Source organism: Devosia sp. CAU 1758, from assembly GCF_054482695.1.
Window position 1 is genome coordinate 759,063 of sequence record NZ_JBTLRJ010000001.1, and the last position, 22,786, is coordinate 781,848.

General features: G+C 61.7%; 22 protein-coding genes. 11 read left to right on the top strand and 11 right to left on the bottom strand.

Translation table 11 applies throughout. The features are described 5' to 3' along the window. The first annotated feature begins 12 nt into the window (after positions 1-12). Both ACXYMS_RS03825 and ACXYMS_RS03830 read left to right on the top strand, forming a co-directional pair. Positions 13-720 carry a hypothetical protein gene (locus tag ACXYMS_RS03825; protein WP_458903820.1) on the top strand — a complete coding sequence of 236 codons (708 nt, stop codon included), beginning with the start codon at positions 13-15 and terminating at the stop codon, positions 718-720. 509 nt (positions 721-1,229) lie between these two features. After that, positions 1,230-2,387, top strand: coding sequence for a mandelate racemase/muconate lactonizing enzyme family protein (locus ACXYMS_RS03830; RefSeq protein WP_458903822.1), 1,158 nt, complete (start codon positions 1,230-1,232; stop codon positions 2,385-2,387). 50 nt (positions 2,388-2,437) lie between these two features. Here ACXYMS_RS03830 and ACXYMS_RS03835 read toward each other — a convergent pair whose 3' ends face one another. From ACXYMS_RS03835 to ACXYMS_RS03860, 6 genes are all read right to left on the bottom strand, one after another. After that, entirely contained in the window at positions 2,438-3,181 is a 744-nt protein-coding gene (locus ACXYMS_RS03835) for a ribonuclease activity regulator RraA (protein WP_458903824.1), read from the bottom strand. A gap of 25 nt (positions 3,182-3,206) precedes the next feature. Beyond that, the gene (locus ACXYMS_RS03840) at positions 3,207-4,367 is read right to left on the bottom strand and encodes a mandelate racemase/muconate lactonizing enzyme family protein (protein WP_458903825.1); all 1,161 of its coding nucleotides are present in this window, start codon (positions 4,365-4,367) and stop codon (positions 3,207-3,209) included. Positions 4,368-4,390: 23 nt separating this feature from the next. Then, positions 4,391-5,488 (bottom strand): ABC transporter ATP-binding protein, encoded by a 1,098-nt coding sequence (locus tag ACXYMS_RS03845; RefSeq protein ID WP_458903827.1) that lies wholly within the window; start codon positions 5,486-5,488, stop codon positions 4,391-4,393. A 12-nt stretch (positions 5,489-5,500) separates the two neighbouring features. After that, a complete protein-coding gene (locus ACXYMS_RS03850; RefSeq protein WP_458903829.1) occupies positions 5,501-6,382 on the bottom strand; it encodes a carbohydrate ABC transporter permease in 882 nt (293 codons plus the stop codon). Beyond that, positions 6,379-7,338, bottom strand: a complete 960-nt coding sequence (locus ACXYMS_RS03855) for a carbohydrate ABC transporter permease (protein WP_458903830.1) — start codon at positions 7,336-7,338, stop codon at positions 6,379-6,381. Before ACXYMS_RS03855 ends, ACXYMS_RS03850 begins: the two co-directional genes overlap by 4 nt. Positions 7,339-7,412: 74 nt before the next feature. Continuing rightward, entirely contained in the window at positions 7,413-8,894 is a 1,482-nt protein-coding gene (locus ACXYMS_RS03860; RefSeq protein ID WP_458903832.1) for an ABC transporter substrate-binding protein, read from the bottom strand. 198 nt (positions 8,895-9,092) lie between these two features. Here ACXYMS_RS03860 and ACXYMS_RS03865 point away from each other — a divergent pair, with 198 nt between their 5' ends. The 6 genes from ACXYMS_RS03865 (at position 9,093) to ACXYMS_RS03890 (ending at position 14,658) form a co-directional block, all read left to right on the top strand. Further along, on the top strand, positions 9,093-9,806 hold the full coding sequence (locus ACXYMS_RS03865; protein WP_458903834.1) for a GntR family transcriptional regulator: 714 nt from the start codon (positions 9,093-9,095) through the stop codon (positions 9,804-9,806). A 52-nt stretch (positions 9,807-9,858) separates the two neighbouring features. Continuing rightward, positions 9,859-11,028 (top strand): mandelate racemase/muconate lactonizing enzyme family protein, encoded by a 1,170-nt coding sequence (locus tag ACXYMS_RS03870; RefSeq protein WP_458903835.1) that lies wholly within the window; start codon positions 9,859-9,861, stop codon positions 11,026-11,028. Then, entirely contained in the window at positions 11,025-12,386 is a 1,362-nt protein-coding gene (locus ACXYMS_RS03875; RefSeq protein ID WP_458904600.1) for a mandelate racemase/muconate lactonizing enzyme family protein, read from the top strand. The genes ACXYMS_RS03870 and ACXYMS_RS03875 overlap by 4 nt, the downstream gene beginning before the upstream one ends. 4 nt (positions 12,387-12,390) lie before the next feature. Further along, complete coding sequence (locus ACXYMS_RS03880; RefSeq protein ID WP_458903837.1) at positions 12,391-12,717, top strand: NIPSNAP family protein; 327 nt, start codon at positions 12,391-12,393, stop codon at positions 12,715-12,717. An 8-nt stretch (positions 12,718-12,725) separates the two neighbouring features. Then, positions 12,726-13,928, top strand: a complete 1,203-nt coding sequence (locus ACXYMS_RS03885; RefSeq protein ID WP_458903839.1) for a mandelate racemase/muconate lactonizing enzyme family protein — start codon at positions 12,726-12,728, stop codon at positions 13,926-13,928. 208 nt (positions 13,929-14,136) lie between these two features. Beyond that, positions 14,137-14,658: a DUF2087 domain-containing protein gene (locus ACXYMS_RS03890; protein WP_458903840.1), complete on the top strand. Its 522-nt coding sequence runs from the start codon at positions 14,137-14,139 to the stop codon at positions 14,656-14,658. Between the two features lie 97 nt (positions 14,659-14,755). Here the strand turns inward: ACXYMS_RS03890 and ACXYMS_RS03895 are convergent, their stop codons facing one another. From ACXYMS_RS03895 to ACXYMS_RS03905, 3 genes are all read right to left on the bottom strand, one after another. Continuing rightward, the gene (locus ACXYMS_RS03895) at positions 14,756-14,941 is read right to left on the bottom strand and encodes a hypothetical protein (RefSeq protein ID WP_458903842.1); all 186 of its coding nucleotides are present in this window, start codon (positions 14,939-14,941) and stop codon (positions 14,756-14,758) included. Positions 14,942-15,089: 148 nt separating this feature from the next. Next, positions 15,090-15,311, bottom strand: a complete 222-nt coding sequence (locus tag ACXYMS_RS03900; protein ID WP_458903844.1) for a hypothetical protein — start codon at positions 15,309-15,311, stop codon at positions 15,090-15,092. A gap of 60 nt (positions 15,312-15,371) precedes the next feature. Next, on the bottom strand, positions 15,372-15,983 hold the full coding sequence (locus ACXYMS_RS03905) for a LysE family translocator (RefSeq protein ID WP_458903846.1): 612 nt from the start codon (positions 15,981-15,983) through the stop codon (positions 15,372-15,374). Positions 15,984-16,166: 183 nt separating this feature from the next. Here ACXYMS_RS03905 and ACXYMS_RS03910 point away from each other — a divergent pair, with 183 nt between their 5' ends. Next, a complete protein-coding gene (locus tag ACXYMS_RS03910; RefSeq protein WP_458903848.1) occupies positions 16,167-17,744 on the top strand; it encodes an ABC-F family ATP-binding cassette domain-containing protein in 1,578 nt (525 codons plus the stop codon). A 50-nt stretch (positions 17,745-17,794) separates the two neighbouring features. Here ACXYMS_RS03910 and ACXYMS_RS03915 read toward each other — a convergent pair whose 3' ends face one another. Both ACXYMS_RS03915 and ACXYMS_RS03920 read right to left on the bottom strand, forming a co-directional pair. Beyond that, the gene (locus ACXYMS_RS03915; protein ID WP_458903850.1) at positions 17,795-18,148 is read right to left on the bottom strand and encodes a hypothetical protein; all 354 of its coding nucleotides are present in this window, start codon (positions 18,146-18,148) and stop codon (positions 17,795-17,797) included. Positions 18,149-18,477: 329 nt separating this feature from the next. Beyond that, on the bottom strand, positions 18,478-19,425 hold the full coding sequence (locus ACXYMS_RS03920) for a nucleoside hydrolase (RefSeq protein ID WP_458904602.1): 948 nt from the start codon (positions 19,423-19,425) through the stop codon (positions 18,478-18,480). A gap of 132 nt (positions 19,426-19,557) precedes the next feature. Between ACXYMS_RS03920 and ACXYMS_RS03925 the strand changes: the two genes are divergently transcribed. After that, the gene (locus tag ACXYMS_RS03925; RefSeq protein ID WP_458903852.1) at positions 19,558-20,808 is read left to right on the top strand and encodes an AI-2E family transporter; all 1,251 of its coding nucleotides are present in this window, start codon (positions 19,558-19,560) and stop codon (positions 20,806-20,808) included. A 68-nt stretch (positions 20,809-20,876) separates the two neighbouring features. Then, on the top strand, positions 20,877-22,733 hold the full coding sequence (locus ACXYMS_RS03930; RefSeq protein ID WP_458903853.1) for a monovalent cation:proton antiporter-2 (CPA2) family protein: 1,857 nt from the start codon (positions 20,877-20,879) through the stop codon (positions 22,731-22,733). The last annotated feature ends 53 nt before the right edge of the window (positions 22,734-22,786 follow it).

A 22,786-nucleotide genomic window follows, 5' to 3' on the forward strand; every position in this document is an offset into this window, starting at 1 on the left:
ACGAACCTGGGCTTGGCCGCCACGACCGGCGCGGATCGCCAAGCCAGCGCCGGGTCGGCTGAACCAGAGCTGGGTCGTCGACAGGCCGCCCGCAACCGTGAACAGGGCGCCAAGGCCCAGGTCTGGGGCGGCTGCATTTTCGCTGTCGGAATGGTCGTCCTGGTCTTGGCCGGCCCGTCGCTCGGGATGTCGGTCATCCCCGTCCTCGGTCTCGCTATGGCCTGCGCCGGCGCGAGAACAGGCATGAGCGATAGCAAGACGGTCTCGGACTTCGGCGTAGACGGCATCCTGTCCTCAATGCGCCGCTTCATGGAAGAAATCCCGCCGATGAAGACGGCGAAGGACATCAAGTTCGTCACCAACGGCGCCTACCCGTGCGGATTCATCGTCGCCGATGGATGCCGACGCGGCATCTACTTCATGGACGAGCCAGAGATGCGCCACTTCATCAAGCCGCTGGGCCAGCGAGCCGACCTCTTCAAGGACCCCATCCGTCGCGAGACGCTGGGTAGCCACTCGGTCGGCGCGCGAGCCCGGCGTCCAGGACGACTCGCACACGGCGTCCGATCCGCCGATCACACGCCGGAGGAAGGGTTCGATGTCGTCGTCTTGGCGGGGGACATCGTTGTCCCGCTCACGAAGTCGCTGGCCTGGATCGGCAATCGCTTCGCCGGCGCAACCATGACTTCTATGTCGCGGACCAGGGCAGCTACACAATGACGGAGCAACTCGACGCGGGCCGAGAGCTTGCCGACAAGCTAGGCATTCATCTTTTCCTCGACGCAGCGTCGTTCTGGACGGCACTAGGTTCCTCGGCGGCACGCTGTGGACGGACTTCCAGACGGTCGGGCGCGGCGACTTCCGCACCTAGGCGGCCGACGCTGCAGGCCGCGAGGGCAGGTCGGACTGCAGGGCAATCAAGCGCTGGAGCACGGCGACGCCCGACAAGCCGAAGCGCGCCCGTCCCGGAGGACATCATAGCGGGACAGGATGGGGACAAATATACCGGAACGAAGCGAGATTATCCGACACATCGGAGGTGCCCGCGCTGCCTGGGGAATGTCCCGACACCCCAGAATTGCTTGATCGCCGAACCGCTCGAACGTCAGCCCGAAGATGGGGAAAGCGCGTCGCTGGTTGATGTTTCCACGCCAGTTTCCTCGACCATACCGCCGCGTTCCGCTAGAAAGAAGGGACGGCGGGAGGCCGTGTGGATTCTGGGGGGACAAGTGAAGATCACATCGGTCAAGACGGCGGCTACGGTCGGCCATTGCATGCATCTGTGGGTCCGGATCGAGACCGATGCGGGGATCACGGGCCTGGGCGAATGCGTGCATGGCGGACATCAGGCCATCGCCATTATCGAGAAGGAACTGGCGGCCAAGCTCGTTGGCCGCGATCCCTTTGCCATCGACGCCATTTTCGAAGAGATCCGCAGGAGCCTGGTGTTCGAGGGCGGCTTTGCCGGGGCGCTGATCACGGCGCTGACCGGGGTCGAAATCGCGCTCTGGGACCTCAAGGGCAAGGCGCTCAAGGTGCCGATCTATGAATTGATGGGCGGCAAGTTCCGCGACGATATCCGCGTCTATTGCGACTGCGAAGTCTCGCCCGGCATGAATATGGACGAGGTCCAGGCTGAGGTGGATCAGGTGCTGGCGGCGGGGTTCACCGCGCTCAAGGTCGACCTAGACATCCGCGCCTATGGCCATACCGGCACGGAAACCGGCTGGTATGAAAAGGACGGGTTCAACATGACTCCCAACAAGTGGGAGCATGACCGCATGGTGCAACTGGCCGAGATGGTGGTGAAAGCCGCGGGCAAGGGCGTGGAGGTCGCGTGTGACTTGCATACACGGCTCGACAAGCACAGCGCCATTCGCCTCGCGCGGGATCTGGAGCATCTCCAACTGATGTGGCTCGAAGAGCCCATACCACCAGAAAATATCGACGTCATGGCCGAGATTACTCGCTCCACCTCGACGCCCATATGTGCCGGCGAGAACCTTTATCTCCGCCACGGCTTCCGCAAGCTGCTCGAGCAGCAGGCGGTCGATATCATCATGCCCGATATTCCCAAATGCGGCGGGCTGTCGGAATGCCGCAAGATCGCCGAACTGGCCGATCTCTATTCAATCCCCTTTGCGCCGCACAATGTGTCCTCGCCCATCGGGACCATGGCATCGGCGCATGTCTGCGCCACCATTCCCAACTTCCTGGTGCTGGAATTCCACTGGTTCCACCGCGACTATTGGTCGACGATCACCGATGGCGGCGACATCATCAAGAACGGCAAGATTGCCTTGAGCGACCGGCCGGGGATCGGGCTTGAGTTGAATGAAGAGGTGGCCAAGGCCCACCAATATCCGGGGACGACCTGGTTCGCCTGATCGGGTGATGTGGGGACGGAGGCCGGCATGGGCGCCGGCCTCCAGACAGGTCAGGGCTTTGCAGCGTTGAGCTTGCGCCAGGCCTGGTATTCATCCTCGGCGTCGAGATGGAGCGGGTAGTAGCGCTGCAAGGGCGCGCCTTCCATCAGCTTCATGCGCGAGAACTCTTCCCATTCGGCATGCTTCTGGCCGTCTTCGAGGACGCGTTCGGCCATGGAGACCGGCACGACCACAGCGCCGTCATCATCGGCCACGATGATGTCGCCGGGCACCACGGTCACGCCGCCACAGGCGATGGTGACGTTGACAGCATTGGGATAGATGTCGGTCTGTACGTGGTAATTGGGGGACCAGCCCTTGAGCCAGAGCGAGAGGTCGAGCTTTTCAACGTTCGGCCGGTCGCGCATGACGCCGTCGATGATGATGCCAGCGCCGCCGCGGCCCTTGAAATAGGTCGACATCATGTCGCCAAAGATGCCCGAGCGCATGTCGCCGCGCGCATCGACCACCACGACGTCACCCTCCTGCACATGATAGAGCACGTGTCGGTGCAGCTGGGTCTCGGGGTCCGAATACTCGCCCTCGCTGAACAGGTCCGGCCTCTGCGGCAGGCATTGCAGGGTCAGTGCCGGTCCGCAGATCGCCTTGCCCTTTGTCTGGGGCAGGATGCCGGTCATATGCGGGTTGCGAAAGCCCATATGGCCGAGCGTGCCGGCAATGGTTGCGGCTCCGAGGCTCTTGAGCCCCTCGATCAGGTGTCTTGGTGGACGCTCGATATCAGCGCTCTTGGTCATCTTGTCCCCTCCGGTTTGGCTCAGACTACCAGTTGGTTACCGAGCCGTCATTGCGTCTGAGATGCGGCGCTTCCCAGAATTTGAAGCTCTGTTTGGCCAGGAACTCTTCGTTGACCTCGACGCCCAGGCCCGGCGCATCGCTGACCGGATAGACTGCACCCTGCAATTGCGGCTGCACCGGGAAGAAGTCGCTGTTGTCGAAGCCGAGGGCGCGCTCGGGGGCGCGGGTTTCGAGCCAGGCAAAATTGGGGATGGCTGCGGCGAAGTGGATGGTGGCCGCCGTGCAGACCGGGCCCAGGGGATTGTGCGGCATGAGGTCGACATAATGCGCCTCGCTCCAGCCGGCCACCTTCATCGCTTCGGTGAGGCCGCCGACATTGCACACGTCGAGGCGATTAAACTGGTGGATGCCGCGCTCGATATAGGGCGCGAACTGCCACTTGCTGGCGAATTCCTCGCCGATAGCGAAGGGGATGTCGGTCATGGTGCGGAGGGATTCATAGGCCTCGGGCGTCTCGTCGCGGATGGGCTCCTCGAGGAAATCGAGCACACCCTTGTCGAGCTTGTTGCAGAAGCTGGCGGCCTCGGCGACGGAGAGACGGTGGTGATAATCGATGCCGAGAACCACTTCGCTGCCCAGTTCCTCGCGGGCCCTGTTGAGGATACGGGCCGTGGCAGCGATGGACTGGCGCGGTTCGAAGATGTCGCGGCTGTCCTGGCCGATGGGGAAGAAGCGGATGGCGTCGAACCCCATAGTCATGAGCTCCCGGGCGCGCTCGATGGCGCCCTCGCCAGCGCTGTCGCCGGTGGAGGCAAAGGTGGGGACGACATGGCGCTGCCGGCCTCCGAGCAGGTCATGGACCGGGACGCCGAGTGCTTTGCCCTTGATGTCGTGCAAGGCGATGTCGATGGCGGAAATGGCGGACTGCAACACGCGCCCGCCCTCGAAATACTGGCTGCGATACATTTCCTGCCAGATGCGGCCGATCTGCATTGCGTCCTGTCCGATGAGAAATTCGCGGTAGTGCTCGATGGCCCCGGCAACGGCCTTCTCGCGCCCTGTCAGTCCACTTTCGCCCCAGCCGAATATGCCTTGGTCGGTCTCGATCTTGACCAGAAACTGGTTCCTGATACCCACCCGGGCCGGGTAGGGCTTGATAGCGGTGATCTTGAGCTTGAGGGACATTTCGGTCTCGGGGTGGCGCAGGGTCAATCGGCGCGGAGCGCCATTTCGGTTTCGCCATCGAACAGGTGAATGCGGTCCTGGTCAAATTCGAGCCAGACCATGTCGTCGGGCTCGACCTCGGCCGTCGGCGGGAGGCTGATATTGACGATGGCGCCGGAGAGGAAGGCCTGCACAAAGGTGATGTCGCCGGTTGGCTCGACCGTATAGACCTTGGCCGGCACCGAGGCGTTAACCTGGGTCTTGTGCAGCCTGATCGTCGAGTGCCGCGCGCCCAAGACGATCTTCTTCGAGCTGGACGCTGCCACCTTGCGGGCATTGTGATCCGAGAGCGGAAGGTGCCAGCCTTCGGCACTGGTGAGGGATGTGCGGCCATCGATAATGGTCGCCTGCAAGGGCACCAGGCTCATGGCGGGACTGCCGATGAAGCTGGCAACGAACATGTTGACCGGGTTGGCGAAGACCTGGGCCGGAGTGTCGTATTGCTGCAAGAGTCCGCCATTCATCACCGCCATCTTGTCGGCCATGGTCACGGCTTCGAGCTGGTCATGGGTCACGTAGATGATGGTGGCGTTGAGATCCTGGTGGAACCGCTTGATCTCGGAGCGCATCTGCACGCGCAGCTTGGCATCGAGGTTGGAAAGGGGTTCGTCCATCAAGAACACGGCCGGATCGCGCACCAGCGCCCGGCCCAGGGCGACGCGCTGTTGCTGGCCGCCGGAGAGTTCGCGCGGCTTGCGCTCGAGAAGGTGGGTGATGTCGAGAACCCTGGCCGCTTCCTGCACCTTGGCCTCGATCTCGGCCCGGGGGAGCTTGCGCATCTGCAGGGGGAAGGCCAGGTTCTGGAACACCGATTTCTGCGGATAAAGCGCATAGTTCTGGAACACCATGGCGATGTCCCGGTCCTTGGGGTCGAGGTCGTTGACCACGCGGTCGCCGATGACGATGTCGCCCGAGGTGATCGGGATCAGCCCGGCCACCAGGTTGAGCGTCGTGGTCTTGCCGCAGCCTGATGGGCCGACCAGCGCGACGAACTCACCGTCATTGACCGTCAGCGACACGTCTTTTGCGGCATAGACGGAGCCGTAGGTCTTGACGAGATCCTTGAGAACCACCTGGGCCATGGATGCAACCTTCTAGTGTTTGACGGCGCCTTCGGTGAGGGCACGCACGAAGTATTTCTGGAGGATCAGGAAAAGCACAACGACCGGCACGCTCATCATGAAGCTGGCCGCCATCAGGCCGGGGAAGTCAGTGGTGTTCTCGGAAAAGAACCGCTGGATGCCCACGGGCAGGGTGAGCTGCTCGTTCCTGGTGAGGAAGGTAGCGGCGTAGATATATTCGTTCCAGGCGCCGATGAAGGAGTAGATGGCGGTGGCGATGATGCCGGGCACCGAGAGAGGGGTGACGATCAGCAGGAAGGCCTGAAAACGCGTGGCGCCATCGATGCGAGCGGCCTGTTCAAGTTGGATGGGAATATTGTCGTAGAACCCCTTGAGAAGCCAGATGGCGAGCGGCAGGCCGAAGGTGAGATAAGTCAGGATCAGCGAGCCGTGGGTGTTCACCAGGCCCAGCCAGCGCATCAGTATGAACAGCGGTACGAGGAAGATCACGGCCGGAAACATGTTGCGCAGCAGGACCGCGAAGAACAGGAACTTTCGGCCGGGAAAGCTGAAACGGGAGAAGGCATAGGCGGCCGGGACTGCTACGGCGACAGCCAGGAGTGTCGTGATGAACGAAACGAAGAGACTGTTCCAGAAGAAGCGGAGGAAATCCTGCCCGACGCTGTTTTGCGGGTCGAGGAGCTTCTGGTAGCTGGCCATTGTCGGTTCGGCGGGCCACCATTGCGGAGGAAATTGCATGGCGGCAAAGCCGGACTTGATCGAAGTCAGCAGCATCCAGATCATGGGTAGAGCCGTGTAAACCAGCATGATCGCCAGGAAGATGCGACCGGTCCAGCGCCAGCCATCAACGCCCTTGCGGCTGCGCCGCGCTGCGCTTTGCGATGTCGTGCTCATGCGCTGCCCTCCTTCCTTTCGTTTCCGCTCAAGGCGCGGACATAGAAGTATCCGAGCGACATGACGATGATGAACAGCAGCACCGAATAGGCGGCGGCCACGCCCCAGCGCTGACGCCCGAAGGCCAGTTCGTAGATATGGGTGATCCAGATGTGAGAGGCATTTGATGGCCCGCCTCCGGTCATGATCCAAGGTATGATGAAGGAATTGAAATTGGCCACTGCGAGCAGCAGGATAGTCACCGTCGACACCCCGCGCAGATGCGGGAAGGTGACATGCCAGAAGCGCTGCCAGGCCGAGGCGCCATCGACCCTGGCGGCACGCAGGAGCTGTTCGGGCACGGTCTGCAAACCGGCCATGATCATGATCATGGCGAAGGGAAACTCGCGCCAGATGTTCACCACGATCAGCGAGGGCAGCACGGTGTGGACATTGTCGATGAAATTGGGCTGACGGTCGACGAGCCCCATCTGCACGAGCACCGCGCCAATGATGCCGAAATCGGAATGGTACATCCATTTCCAGATATAAGAGGCAGCAACGGCGCTGATGACCCACGGGATGATGAGGATGGCGCGCAGGATGGCGCGGCCGGCGAAATCGCGGTGCAGGGCGAGCGCGGCACCATAGCCCAACACAAAGGCGATCAGCGTCGAAGCAATCGTCCAGATCACGGTGTTGACCGTGACCTTCCAGAACACATCACTGACCAGGATGGTCTGGTAGTTTTCGACCCCGACAAAGACCTTGTCGCGCAATTGCAGGCCAGGCGGGGTCCTGAAGAAGGAGAGGTCGATCGTGTAATAGACGGGGTAGGCGATGACGATGAGCATCACCACGATGGCGGGCAGCACATAGAGATAGTCGGCGCGGCTGGCCCACATCTGCTGGAACAATCCGGGCGGCGCCGTCGGACCCTTGCGGGGCGCGCCGGGGCTGCCGGTGAGGGTGGTCATCGTGGTGCTCCTTGTCGAGGCAGGTGGACCGGCGGCGTTGGGAACCGCCGGTCGCTTCGAGTAGGCGGGCAGCGCTAGAGTCCGCCGCCTCCAGCCACGTCCCTAACCTTCTGGGCCGCGTCAGCCGCCGCCTCTTCCACGGTCATGGCTCCGGTCAGCGCGTTCTGGAGCATGTCGGGGATGATGATGTTCATGATCTCGGGCGTTTCCGGCAGCGTCGGGAACGGGATGCCGTAAGGCAGCATCGAGGTCGTGACATCGAGGAACTTGATGGAGTCCAGGCGTTCCTTCATCCAGACGGTTTTGAAGCCGTTCAGATTGCCGGGGTTGGAACCGGCATAGGCCATCTTCAGCGACCATTCCGGGCTGGTCCAGAAGCAGACCATTGCCTTGGCGGCGGCTTCATCGACAACACCACCCTCGACATATTCGGGCTTCAAAATGTGGATGTTGGAGCCGCCAAAGACCACTGCACGCTTGCCGTCCGGGCCCTTGGGGATCAGGCCGTAGCGCATGTTGTCGATAACGGTCTGGGCCTTTTCCTGGTCCGATCCGGTGGCCTTGGCCTGAAGATCGAGCATCACGTTATAATCGGACGGGTGCGAGATCATCATGGCGAGCTGGCCGGCCAGGAACAACGGCTGGTTGTCGGCCTGCTGATTGGTCAGGGCCGAAACCGGGACCGACTGGTCGCGGACATACATGTCGTAGGAGGCCTGGAGCGCCCTTATGCTCTCAGGGCTGTCGAGGCGGACCTCGTCATAGGTCGGGTTTGGGTCGGCTTCGTCGAACACACCACCACCATAGGCCCAAAGCTGCGGCATGAAGCGGTACGGCGTGTTGCCGGCATTCTTGCGGGCGACCAGGCCATAGCCGGCCACGCCGAGCTTGTCGTGAATCTGCTTGGAATAGGCGACGACGTCGTCCCAGGTCTCGGGCGGGCTTTCGGGGTCCAGCCCGGCGCGCTCGAATATGTCGGCGTTCCAGATCAGGGCCATGGTCTCGTTGTTGGTCGGGATGCCATAAGCCTTGCCCTCCCACATGACCGACTTCATGGCGCCCGGCCAGAAGTCCTCGGTCTTCCAGCCGACATCTTCGGGGCTCAGCTCCTGCAGGTAGCCCTTGGAGGCAAACTCCACACCGCCCAGGATCTGGAGGCGCACCACCATGGGGCCGGCATTGCCGAGCAGGGCGGTGCGAAACTTGTCGAGCAGGTCATTATAGGTGAGCGCCTGCTCTTCAAGCTCGATATTGGGATAGGTGGCGCGGAAGGCTTCGAAGAAGTCACGATAATATTGGCGTAGCAGGTCAGGGTCGCCCTCGAACACACCCTGATACCAGAAGGTCAGCTTGCCCTCGTAGTCGAGCGGGGTGACCGCTCCGCATTGCTCGGCAGTGTCATATTCCTCGGTGCCGGCAATGGATCGTACATATTCGGGCGACCACTGGCTGAGATCGACGGCCTGGGCCAGAACCGAAGTGGTCAGCATCGACGCAGTGACCGCAGAAACAATTGCGCCGTGCGCAAGCGCACGACCCAAACGGTAGTTCCTCATAACGTCCTCCTGTCTCCCTGCTCGCGTCCTTGCGCGTCAGGTCCCTTTCCGGCGGGATACACGGGCTTTGCCTCTTATGTATAATGCGCCTTGTATGCACCGTTGCAGAAGCGATATTCTGTGTCAACATGGAAGGATCGTACATTGTTTGCGGGTGTCTATGTATGATAGTGATCGGCGGACGCGAAGGAGTGCGATTTGGCGAGCACCAGTGAATTCAAGATTTCCCCGCCGGCGGGGATGGAAGAGATCGACGTCTCCAGCCAGCGCGCGGTTTCGCTCTACGAGACCATTCGCGAGGAAATCCTGTCGGGGCGGCTGGAGCCCAATGAGCGGCTGGTGGTGGCCGATCTTGCCGAGAGGCTGGGCACCTCGACCAACCCCATTCGCGAGGCGCTACAGATGCTGCGCGGCGAGGGTTACGTGATGTTTTCGCCCAATCGCGGCGCCCGTGTCCGGCCGATCGACCATGACTTCGTGCGCAATATCTATGAGATCAGCACGCTGATTGAGCCAGCGCTGACCCGCTGGTTCGTCGGAATGGCCACCGATGAAGACATTGCAGAACTGGAGCGTATCCAGGGACTGATCGAAGAGAACAATTTCGTCGATGCGGTGCTGCATAGTGGCCTCGACGTGCAGTTCCACACTGTGGTCTACCAGCGCCACTACAATCGCCACGCCGCCGAAATCTGGTGGAAGCACCGCCAGGTGCTGCGCGCGGTCACGCAGCGCTTCGCCTATACGCTGGCCCGGCGGACGCAGGTTATCCGCGAGCATCGCGAACTCATCGAACTGGTCAAGGCCGGCGATGCCGACAAGGCCGCCGAGTGCGTCGCCCGTCACGTCGAAGGATCGGGTCGGCATATCCTCGAGCAGATGCGCGCGCATAATGCTGCAAGGGCCGGATAGAGCACGGCGGGTGGACTTGCCGAAAACCAAAGCCCAATGAAAGGCAACAGAAATGAAAATCACGGGCGTCAGGCCGTGGCTCATCAAGTCAGAGGCTTCATACTGGGGTGAGTTCCTGTTCGTGGAGGTGACCACGGACGCGGGCGTGTCGGGCTGGGGTGAAATCACCACCACGACCTTCGTGGCCAATCGGGCGCTTTGCCTGATGCTGCGGCAGATTGGCAAGATCATCGAGGGCGATGATCCGGCCCATATCGAGCGCATATGGCACAAGATCTTCCGCAACTTCACCTATATGGGCAGCCGCGGGGCCGCGGTGGAATGCGTCAGCGCCATCGACATCGCGCTGTGGGACATTAGGGGCAAGGTGCTTGGACAGCCGATTTATGAACTGCTCGGCGGACCGGTGCGCGACGATATCCTGCTCTATACCCATCCCGACCAGCGCAAGTTCACCAGCAAGAAAGGGGTGGTGCAGGAAATTCGCGATATCGTCGCCTCGGGCCATACGGCGCTGAAGTTCGACCCGTATCCGCAGCAGCGCCCCAGGGACCGGAACGGCATCGCCCGCGAGCAATCCGAGGGCTATCTGGATGGCTCGATGAGCCGCAAGGACGAGCGCGAGGCGGCGGAGCTAACGGCGCTCATCCGCGAGACTGCGGGCCCGGACATCGAGATCCTGATCGACGCGCATGGGCGCTTTGACGTGCCCACCGCCATCCGGCTGTGCCGGAGCCTTGAAGAGGCCGGCGACATTGACTGGTTCGAGGAGCCGGTACCGCCCGAGAGCGTCAATGCGCTCAGGCAGGTGCGCGACAAGGTGAGCGTGCCAATATCGTGGGGGGAGCGCGGGCACACCAAATGGGACTTCGTGCCCATCCTCGAAGGTCGGCTGGCCGATTACATCATGCCCGATGTCACCTGGACCGGCGGCATTACCGAGCTCAAGAAAATCTCGGCGCTGTGCGAGGCCTATTACATTCCGGTTTCACCCCATGACGCGGCGGGGCCGATCAATGTTGTAGCCGGGGCGCAGGTGATGATGACGGTGCCGAATTTCTATCGGCTGGAAACGTCGGAATGGAACCTCTCCAAGTATGATCATCTGATCGATAAGCCGCTCGACAATTCCAATGGCAGCCTCAAACTCAACAAGGCGCCGGGGCTCGGGATTGAGATGAACCGGGACTATCTTGATGCCAATGTGGTGGAGTTCGACTGATGGATGCACAGGGGGCTGCCGAAAGTATTGAGCGCAATGTCCGCACGGCGTCGCGACCGAGCGAGTTGCGGATTACCGATCTGCGCGTCGCCGAAATCGTCGGGGCGCCGTTCACCTCGGCGCTGGTCAAGATCTATACCAACCAAGGCATTGTGGGTTTGGGGGAGGTGCGCGACGGTGCCAGCGCCACTTATGCGCTGATGCTCAAGAGCCGGCTGCTGGGCGAAAATCCCTGCGATATCGACCGGCTCTTTCGCCGCATCAAGCAGTTCGGCGGGCATGGACGGCAGGGGGGCGGCGTTTCGGCCATCGAGATCGCGCTCTGGGACCTGGCCGGCAAGGCCTATGGCGTGCCGATCTACCAGATGCTGGGCGGCAAGTTTCGCGATACGGTGCGGGTCTATTGCGATACGGACGCCGACAGGCCCAGCGGGACGGAGACGGGCAAGCGGCTCAAGGCGCGCATGGACCTGGGCTTTACCTTCCTCAAGATGGATCTGGGGCTGATGCAGATTGCCGATGTGCCCGGCGCCGTGGTGGCGCCCGCCGGCACGCTCGAAGGCTATCGCGTCCATCCCGGCCATGGCCCGGCCCGGTCGATGGAAGATCGGCGGATGCGGAACGCGGTTTATGACACGCATAATGTGCGCCACCCCTTCAGCGGCCTGCACTTTTCGGACAAGGGGCTGGACCTTCTAGAACAATATATTGCCGAGGTGCGCGAAGTGGTCGGCTATGAGGTGCCGCTGGCTATCGACCATGTGGGGCATATTTCGCTGCAGAACGGCATCCGCCTGGCGCGGCGCATCGAGAAATATGTGCCGGCCTGGCTCGAGGATGTCATCCCCTGGCAATATACCGAGCAATATAGGGAGCTTCAGCAGGCGACCACGGTGCCGATCTGCACCGGCGAGGACATCTATCTCAAGGAAGGTTTCGAGCCCCTGCTCAAGACCGGGATTTCGGTGATCCACCCGGACCTTTTGACCTCGGGCGGAATTCTCGAAACCAAGAAGATCGGCGACATGGCGCAAGACCATGGCGTGGCCATGGCCATCCACATGGCCGAGAGTCCCATTGCAGCCATGGCGGCGGCGCATGTGGCGGTGGCCACGGAGAATTTCATGGCGCTCGAATATCATAGCGTCGAAGTCGACTGGTGGGACGATATCGTCACGGGCTTGCCCAAGCCGCTTGTCCAGGACGGGTTCATCACGGTGCCGGACAAGCCGGGGCTAGGCATTGATGACGTCGTCGACGAGATCATCAGCCAGCATCTGCAGCCGGGGGTCACCGGCATCTGGCAGCCGACCGACCGCTGGGACAATGAATATTCCTGGGACCGGACCTGGAGCTAAGAACATGATCTATGAAATGCGTGTCTATGATTGCCTGCCCGGACGTCTTCCGGCGCTGCTCAGGCGGTTCAACGACCATACGCTGGCCATCTGGGAGCGGCATGGCATCAACCAGGCGGGGTTCTTCACCACCGTGATCGGCGAGAACAGCAATCGGCTGACCTATTTCCTGGCCTGGGAGAGCCTTGCCGCGCGCGAGGCCAATTGGGCCAATTTCATCGCTGATCCGGCCTGGATAAAGGCGCGGGACGATTCGGAGCGCGATGGCCCGATCCTCGCCAACGTCAGCAGCCAATTGCTGGCGCCGACGGCGTTCTCGTCGGTGAAATAGGGGCCGGAATGAAGATCACGGACCTACGTTGCGCGGTTATCGGCCGGCACCCTATCGTGCGCATTGTCACCGATGAGGGCCTTTACGGGCTGGGCGAGGTGGAGTTCACCAAGACCTATCTCAAGCCTTTCGTGCTGCACTTTCGCGAGGCGCTGATCGGCGAAGACCCAACCGATGTCGAGCGCTGCATGCTCAAGATCCGCCAGCGTGGCAGCTTCAAGCCCTATGGCGCCGCCGTCTCGGCCATCGAGCATGCCCTGTGGGACATTGCCGGCAAGGCGGCCAATGTGCCGGCCTACAAGCTGCTGGGCGGCAAGGTGCGTGACAAGGTCCGGGTCTATAATGGCTCGATCCGGCGCAAGCGGAGCGGCGACCGGCCGGAGGACTATGCCGCAGACGTCAAATGGATGATGGAGCAGCCTCAGAACTTCTTCATGGTCAAGCAGGGGATCAGCTTCCACTCCAACATGAAGGACACGTTCGAGGACTTCCATTATGGCGTGCAACTGAACAGCGCGGGTTATCACGGCGCCATGGACCAGGGGCAAATCTCCGAGCGCGGCTTCAACCACATGCTCGACTGCGTCGCGGCGATGAAGGAAGTGCTCGGCGACAAGGTCAGCCTGGCGCTCGATTGCGGCCCCGGCTGGTTCCTCAACGATGCCATCCGCTTTGCCAATGCCGTCGAGAAATACGATTTGATGTGGCTCGAGGACATGCTGACCGGGGACTATGTCCCATGGGTCAATCCGCAGGCCTATCGCGAACTGACCACCTCCACCACGACGCCGATCCATACCGGCGAGCAGATCTATCTCCGGCACAATTTCAAGGAGCTGATCGAGACCCAGGCCGTTCGGGTGATCGGACCGGATCCGGCCGATATCGGGGGAATTGCCGAACTCAAATGGGTGGCCGAGCACGCCTACATGCACTCCATCATGATGGCGCCGCATGGCACAGCCAATGGGTTGCTGGGTTTGGGGGCGCTGATCAATGTGTGTGCGACGCTGCCGGCCAACTTCATTGCCTTTGAATATCCGAGCGCCTCGGACCCCTGGTGGGAGGACATCGTGATCGGGCTGCCCGAGCAGATCGTCACCAATTCCATGGTCGACCTGCTCGAGGCGCCCGGGCTGGGCCTCGACATCGATGCCGAGGCGGCAGGCAAGTACCTTCTGGAGGAAGATGCCGGGTTTTTCGCGCCTTAACGGGTGCTGGCGACGCTTGTTGATATTGACCCGGTTCCGGGCTAATTGCAGAGACGGTCTGCAGTTCACCGAGGCGTCGCCGTCCCGCAAGGGAAGCTAAACCTGCTCAGCATAATCTTCGACACGCACCTTGTCCTGGTGCCCCGTCGCAAGCCGGCGACCAACGACACCGCCTTGGTGCGGATGCGGGCACGCTCGAGGATGAGCCATGTCGAGACAGACCCACTCCCTTCATATTGCCGACCTCTCGGGTTTTGCCAAAAGCCTGCGCGAACAGTTGACCAGGCTGGACGACAAGCCCAGCCATGTTGACATGCTCAACATGCTGGCGCGGTCCGCCGGATTTCGGAACTACCAGCATTTCAAGGCCGTGACCGAAGATGCGCCGCAGGCCGATCCGGTCGACCTGACTCTGGTCGAAAAAGTCAGCCGGCATTTTGACGCCAATGGTGTGCTGATGCGCTGGCCCTCTAAGAACAGCCTGCAGCCGCTATGCCTTTGGGCGCTGTGGGCACGCATGGAGCCGGGGCGGGACTATGCCGACCGCGAAAATACCGACCTCCTCAACGCCTGGGCCAGCTTTGGCGATCATGCGCTGTTGCGGCGGTCCATGGCCGACATGGGCTACGTGACCCGCACGCCGGACGGCAGAACCTATCGCCGGATCGAGCAGAAACCGCCGGCCGAGCTGTCGATGTTGCTGAAGCGGATCGGGCCGAAAGAGCGCTGAATGCGCCGCTATCGAGAGTGGCCGAGGTATTGCGGTTCAGAAGCGCGACAAATAAAGACCAAGGACAGTCTATCGCTGCATCAAACGGTGAAATGCCCTAGACGCGCTTGGAGATGCGCTGCATGGCCATGCGGGAAATCAGGTTGCCGATTTCCACTGACTGATTGTTCTGGATACTGGCGAAACTGTTGGCCAGATTCATGGTCTTTTGGGCGGCAGCCAGTGCCTCGGCCCGGCGCCCGCGCAGAAACTGCATCCGTTCATAGGATGAGAGTTCGTGCATGTTAAAGCGTGTTATTTTGCCGGAAATGGACATGGCTTGAGTTTGTGTGGGGATTGCTGACGAGACGTTAATCGCGGCACGCACATTCTGGTAATTTGCGGCTGAGGCGCGTTGAGCGCGGGAGGACGAAGTGTTGTGCCGGTCCTGACTACGCCGTCTTGGAGATGCGCTGCATGGCCATCTTGGAGATGATGTTGCCCATCTCGACCGCATTGTTAGCCTGGATCGAGGCGAAGCTATTGGCCATGCTGGCGTTTTTCTGGGCGATCTCGGCGGCGGCGGCCCGGCGTTCGCGCTGATACTGGATCCGCTCATAGGGGGAGAGCTGATGCATGTTGTACCGGTTGATCTTGGTATCGCCATAAGCCATGGCGAAAGCTTCGTTGATTATGGTTAACCGGCGGTTAAATGGTTAGCAAAGCGCGAACGGCTAGTGCTGCATGACCACCAGGCCGGCGGCGCCGGCCATCATGGTGCCGGCTGTCTTGTTGAGGCGACCAAGAGCCTTTTCGCTCCGGAACATCTCGCGGGCGGCAGAGGCCAGCCAGGCGTAGCCGCAGCCGATGATCAGCAGCACGATGATCACGATGGCGGTCAGCTCGATGAAGGCAATGGGATTCATCTCGCCCAAAGGCACCACGGTGGGCAGGATGGCAAGATAGAAGACGATGGTCTTGGGATTGCCCATGGTCAGCGAGAAACCGGCAAGGAAGGTCTTCCAGGGGTCTTCATTCTTGGGCCTCATCTGTTCGGAGCCGGGGCGGGCGGTCCAGAACTTGTAGGCGATGTATAGCAGGTAGGCCGCGCCGGCCCAGCGCACGATGGTGAAGACCGGGCCGAACCAGGTGGCAATAGCCGCCAGGCCGAAGACGGCGAAGAAGAAATAGACCAGATCGCCGGCCAGGATGCCCAGCACCATAGGGAACGCGCCTTTGAAGCCGCCGCCCAAGGCACGGGCAACCACGGCAGCCACGCCGGGGCCGGGGACAAGCACCGCTATGGCGTAGGCAATGGTGAAGGCGGTGAGGGTGAAAATATCCATGGCATGACATCCGGCATTAAGCCGGCGGACACTACGCCTCAAACTCGTGATTTGCCAGCGCGTGCTTGACGCAGAGGTTCAAGCGGATATTTAAGATGGATCGCAACCCGACCGGACGGTTCCTAATGGATCGCACCCTCACAGCAATGCCGACCTGCCTTGCCTTTGGGGAACTGACGAACCATGCCTTCCGTGACGCTTTCGAACCTGAGCTATTCCGGCCCTGACGGCCAGACGCTTTTCTCCCGTCTTGATCTGAGTTTTGGCACCGGGCGTTCCGGCCTTGTCGGGCGCAATGGCGTCGGCAAGACCACCTTGCTGCGCCTGATCACCGGCGATTTGTCGCCATCGTCCGGGACAGTCAGCGTTTCGGGACGCATCGGTGTGTTGCGCCAGCAGGTGCAGCCAGAGCCGGGCGAGACCATTGCTGACTTGTTCGGCGTGCGCGCCGGGCTGGCGTTGCTGGATCGTGCACTGGCGGGGGTGGCGCGTGCCGACGAACTGGTTGAGGCCGACTGGACGCTGGAGGCGCGGTTGGAGACCGCGTTACAGACACTGGCGCTGGAGGTCGAGCCGAACACATTGCTGGCGACGCTTTCGGGCGGGCAGCGGACGCGAACGGCACTGGCGGCGCTCAATTTTGAGGCTCCGGACCTGATCCTCCTCGACGAGCCGACCAACAATCTCGACACGGATGGGCGGGCCGCCGTGGCGCAGATGCTGGCCGGTTGGCGCGGGGCGGCCATTGTCATCAGCCACGACCGCGACCTGCTGGAGAACATGGATGCCATTGTCGAACTGACGGGGCTGGGGGCCACCACCTATGGGGGCAATTGGAGCCATTATCGGGAGCGCAGGGCGCTGGAGCTGAACGCGGCGCAACATGACCTCAATGTGGCTGAGCGGCAGGTGCGGGACGCGGCGCGGGCCGCGCAGGACGCGCGCGAAAAGCAGGACAAACGCAACGCTGGCGGGCGCAGGAAGGGTGCCAAGGGCGACATGCCCAAGATCCTCAAGGGGGCGTTGAAGCGTCGGGCCGAAGAAACTGTGGGTGGCTTGAGCCGGTTGGCGGAGAAGCAGACTGATATGGCACAGGTGCAGGCGGCAGAGGCGCGGGCAAAAATCGAAGTGCTGACGCCCTTTGCGCTGAAGCTGGCCCCGAGCGGCCTGCCGTCGGGCAAGGTGGTGTTACGGGCATCGGGCCTGACCGGGGGGCATGTTCCCGAAAATCCGGTGATCCGTAATTTTGCGCTCGACCTGATCGGGCCCGAGCGGGTGGCAATCACTGGGCCGAACGGGGTTGGCAAGACCACCTTGCTCAGGCTCCTCACCGGCGAGTTGGAGCCGGTGTCGGGCAATGTGCAAATTGGTGGGCCAATGGTGTTTCTGGACCAACAGGTGGGTGTGCTCGACCGAGGCCAATCCATTCTCGAGAACTTCCGGCGGCTCAATCCCGCGAGTACGGTCCAGGATTGCCGCTCGGTGCTGGCGGCGTTCAAGTTCCGCAATGATGCGGCCCTGCAAATGGTGGGCACATTGAGCGGCGGCGAGATGCTGCGGGCGGGGCTGGCCTGTGTGTTAGGCGGGGCGACGCCGCCCATGCTCGTGGTGCTCGACGAGCCGACCAACCATCTCGACATCGAGGCTATCGAAGTGGTCGAGGCCGGGCTGCGGGCCTATGACGGGGCGCTGCTGGTGATCAGCCACGACCGGACGTTTCTGGAGAATGTGGGGGTGGAGCGGGAAGTGGTGTTGGGGTAGGTGTCTCTGCTCCAAGAGGATGGTTCTAATCCGGCATTGAAGGGGTTCGGCTACGACCAGCGGGCAGCAGGAACCCAATCTGGATCGCGGGAAGAAAATACGACCGTCAAAGTATAGTCGTCACCCCAGCCCTCAGGATTCTCCAACTCATTGGCGTCCAAGCCCGCCACTTGGAGGGCAAGGCGCACTTTGGCAGTAAGTGCATGGTCGGTCTTATTCCACCAAACTAATGTCAGACCACTGTCCGGAGGGTCATCTATTCCCAAGATGGAGTGAGACTTTACGCTCAGACCAGCCGCGCGGAAGATGCTCACGGTCTGTCGATAAAGACGATCAGCATCGGATGCGTCTGAGTCCCTGACAATCTTGATGTTGCCGGACACCCCGGCCAATGCGCTCTTCATACGCTCTTGCGCTTGGTCAGGCAGTCCGTAAGACGCCAATGTAGCCAGTTCCTCACGAAGCCAAACGATCTGCTGTTGGGCTTCCTCCGGTGATTTGCCCTCCAGCTTCTCCTTGTACTCGGCAATTCGCCGGTCGGCGTTGGTGAGGCTATCCTTAAGCCCTCAATTCGTTGTCCATACATGAACCTGCCAGCAACCCAACCGAAAACGAGGCAAGCCGCGACGATAGATCCAACGCTAGTTGCGGCCCCCTTAAGGGTCGGCCATTCCGTGACGAGAATGTTCCAGAGTTCCATCTGAATCCTATATCACCCTGACGTCTGGACTGGCTATGGCAACCGCGCCAGACGCTCGGTGAGCAGGTCATAGAAGCCATCGGCGTTGCCGGTGCGGAGCCAGGTGGCGTTATACGTGCGGCCGGTGACGTGCCAGTAGTCGACCACGGTCATGCCGACAGTGAGTTCGCTGGCGGTTTCGATGGTGACATTGCAGTGTCGGCCCTCGAACAGCTCGGGTCGGAGCAGCCAGGCAATGACCGTGGGGTCGTGCAGGGGTGCGCCGTCCCAGCCGTATTTCTCGAGATCGAAGGTTTCCGAGAAGGTGAGCATGGCATGAACCGCCTCGCCAGTGCGATTGCCCAGAGCCCGGATCGCATCGAGCCGGGCGGGGGTGGACTGGATCATGTGGGTGACGTCAAGCGAGAGGATGGTGATGGGGGCGCCGCAGCGCATCACTACATCGGCGGCCTCGGGATCGACATAGATGTTGAATTCGGCGGCAGGGGTGATGTTGCCCACCTCGAAATAGGCGCCGCCCATCATGACGATTTCCTGGATGCGCTCGGCAATGGCCGGTTCTTTGACCAGCGCCATGGCGATATTGGTCAGCGGGCCCAGGGTGCAGAGGGTGACGGTCTTTGGCGGCGCCTTCATCAGCGTCTCAATGATGAAGTCCACGCCGTGCTGAGCTTGTAGGGGGATGGCCGGGTCGGGCAGGTCGGGGCCGTTAAGGCCGGTGTCGCCATGCACGTGCTCGGCGGTGACCAAGTGCCGGCGAATGGGGCGCGAGCAACCGGCATAGACAGGGACATCGGTCCGACCGGACAGTTCGACAACCTTGCGGGCATTGTTGGCATTGTGATGCAGCCCGACATTGCCGGCCACGGCAACGACGCCTAGCACGTCTAGTTCGGCGGGCGAGGCGAGGGCCAGGAGAATGGCCACGGCGTCGTCCTGGCCGGGGTCAGTATCAATGATGATCTTGCGGGACATGGGAATTTCCGTCGACTCGGGAAGCATTTCGCCGCGAGCTTATCCAAGCGCCGGGGCGGGGTCGACGGGCCAGCGGGTCGCAGCGGAACGAAAGGCATGAGCGGGACGTTTTCGGGACTTCCAGCCTATGGAATTCCAATGCGTCACCTTCACACCGGTCCTGTCCCCGTCGCGGTCGACGAAAGCCAGTTTCAACGCCTGCTCAGCAATGCGGCGAGGCTCGCCGTAATCGGGATCGCCTTTGCCGTGCTGCTCATGGTGCTGCAGGCGGGGCAGGTGATTCTGGCGCCGGTGACACTGGCTATCGTTGTGGGGCTGATGTTCGGCCCTGTGGCTGACCGGGTGGAAAGCTGGGGTGTGCCTCCAGCCCTTTCTGCCGGCGTCGTCGTGTTGTTGTTGCTCGCCGTGATCTTCGGCTTTGGGCTATTGTTTGCGGTGCCATTGAGCGAATGGGTGGCCAGGGCGCCGCTAATCTGGGAAAAACTGCAGGCGCAACTGGCCAATCTGAGGGAGCCTCTCGAGTCCATTGGCGCGTTCCAGGAGCAGCTTTCATCCGTGCTGGGTTCGGATGGCGCGATGTCGGTGCAGGTTGAGGATGGCAGCACGGTGACCGGCATGGCCATGCTGGCCCCGGCGGTGCTGGCGCAGATCGCGATTTTCCTCGCCAGCCTCTATTTCTTCGTCGCCACGCGCGACCATATCCGAATGTCGGTGCTGTCCATGTGCGTGACGCGGCGCATGCGCTGGCGCACCGCGCACGTGTTTCGCGATGTCGAACAAAAGGTCAGCCGGTTCCTGCTTTCGGTAACGATGATCAATCTCGGCGTCGGCACGGCAGTGTCGCTAGCCATGTGGATCATCGGCATGCCCTCGCCCGTGCTGTGGGGCGCCATGGCCGCTGTGCTCAACTACATTCCCTATGTGGGCCAGGCAATCATGGTGACTGTGCTGATTGCCGTGGGGCTGGGGACGCAGACCAATCTGCCCGAAATCCTGCTGCCGGTGGCCTGCTATGCGGCGATCAACTTCGTCGAGGGACAGATATTCACCCCGCATTTCATCGGCCGCTCGCTGACCCTAAACCCCTTCATCATCTTCCTCTCGATCACCTTCTGGATCTGGGCCTGGGGTCCTGTGGGCGGCTTGGTGGCCGTGCCGGCGCTGCTGATTGCCCAGTCCACCATTGCTCATGCCTTGCCCAGCAAGCCGGTGGCGCCCCGGCGTCCGGTGCAACGCACGGGTAATATGACTGATCGCGAGCAAGTATTGGCCAATGCTGCCCAGGTTATCCGCGAGCGCCGCAAGGACGAGGCGGAAAGCCGCAAGCACGAGCGCGAGGAGCCGCCACAAGGCACCGGCCCAACCGGGGTCGAGCCGAGCACAGGATGATTGCTGTGCCTGCTTGACGGAGCCATTCGCGGGAACCAGTGTCGGATTGAGCGACACGGGGATTGTGAATGGCGGGAGAAGTTCTTGCGCATGCGGGTGAGGCGGCACATCATGGTGTCGACCTGGTGCCGGTGGTGGCCCTTTTGGCAGCCGGCACCATTGCCGTGCCGATCTTTCGCCGCATCGGCCTTGGCTCGGTGCTTGGCTATCTGGCGGCTGGATTGCTGCTCGGCCCCTCGGGAATCGGGCTGATTTCCGACCCGGCCTCCGTGCTGGCCACGGCCGAAATGGGCGTGGTGCTGTTCCTTTTCATTATCGGCCTTGAAATGGAGCCGAGCCGGCTCTGGGCGCTGCGCAAGCAGATATTCGGGCTGGGTGTGCTCCAGGTTGCCATCAGCGGTGCACTGCTGACCGGAATCGGTGTCCTGCTCGGCTTTGCGCCGGTGGTGGCCTTTGTCTTCGGCATGGGATTCGTGCTGACCTCGACGGCGATTGTCATGCAGATCCTGGGAGAGCGCGGCGAGCTGGCGACCGAGAGCGGACAGAAGATGGTATCCATCCTGCTGCTTGAAGACCTGGCCATCGTGCCGCTGCTGGCAATGGTCGCGCTGTTGGCGCCGACAACCGATGATGTCAGCCTGCTGACGCGACTGGTGTCGCTCGGGATCGCCATGGGCGCCATCCTGCTGCTGATCTTTCTGGGGCAGCGGATCATGAACCCGTTCTTCTCGTTGCTGGCGCAGGCGCGGGTGCGCGAGGTCATGACGGCGGCGGCGCTGCTGGTGGTGCTGGGAGCGGCACTGCTGTTCCAGGTCAGCGGGCTGTCGATGGCCATGGGGGCGTTCCTTGCCGGTGTGCTGCTCTCAACCTCGACCTTCAAGCACCAACTCGAAGCTGACGTGGAACCGTTCCGTGGCCTGTTGCTGGGCCTGTTTTTCCTGGCCGTCGGCATGTCGCTCGATCTCAACGTGGTCGGCGAGAACTGGCAGATCATCGCGCTCAGCGTGGTGACCTACATGCTGGTCAAGGCGGCGGCGATCTACGTTATCGCGCGGGTGCTCAAATCGAGCCATGGCGAGGCGCTGGAGCGCGCGGTGCTGATGGGGCAGGGCGGCGAATTCGCCTTCGTACTCTATACGACAGCGGCCTCGAGCGGGCTGATTGATGCGCCCACCAATGCCATCTTCACCGCCACGGTCATCATTTCCATGGTGCTGACGCCGTTCATGATTATCTTCATGCGCGCGTTCATGCCGAAATTGGTGCAGTCGATGGATGGGGTGGAGGCAGCGGAAGGTCTTTCGGGACGGGTGCTGATCATCGGCTTCGGGCGCTTCGGGCAGATTGCCAGCCAGCCGCTGCTGGCGCTGCGCCATTCGGTCTCCATCATCGACAACGATACCGAGATGATCCGGGCGGCAGCGCAGATCGGCTTCAAGGTCTATTACGGGGACGGCACCAGGCTCGACATATTGCATGCTGCGGGTGCCGGCGCCGCAAATCTGATCCTGGTGTGCACCGACAAGAAAGAACAGACATCGCGCATTGTGGAATTATTGCGTGACGAGTTCCCCTTGGCGCGGGTTATGGCGCGGGCGTTTGATCGTGCCCATGCCATCGAACTGGTCCGCGCCGGTGTCGATTTCCAGCGGCGCGAACTATTCGACTCCGCTGTGACCTTTGGTGGCGAAGCGATCCGCATAATGGGCGCCGATGAACAGCAGATCGCCGATGTTCTAGACGGAGTGCGGGAGCGCGACAGCGAGCGGTTCGACCTGCAACTGAATGGCGACGATTGGCGGGTTGGACGGCAATTGCTGATCAGCAATGCCCGCGAACAGGCGCGTGAGGGGGGCATTTCGGTGGCCAAGGAAGCTGCAGAGGCGGCAGCCCGCAAATCTGCACGGCCAATGCAGGGCAGCTAAACGCGCGCGGCGCTGCGGGGGGCTTTCCCCTGCACAAATTAAGTGCAAGACTA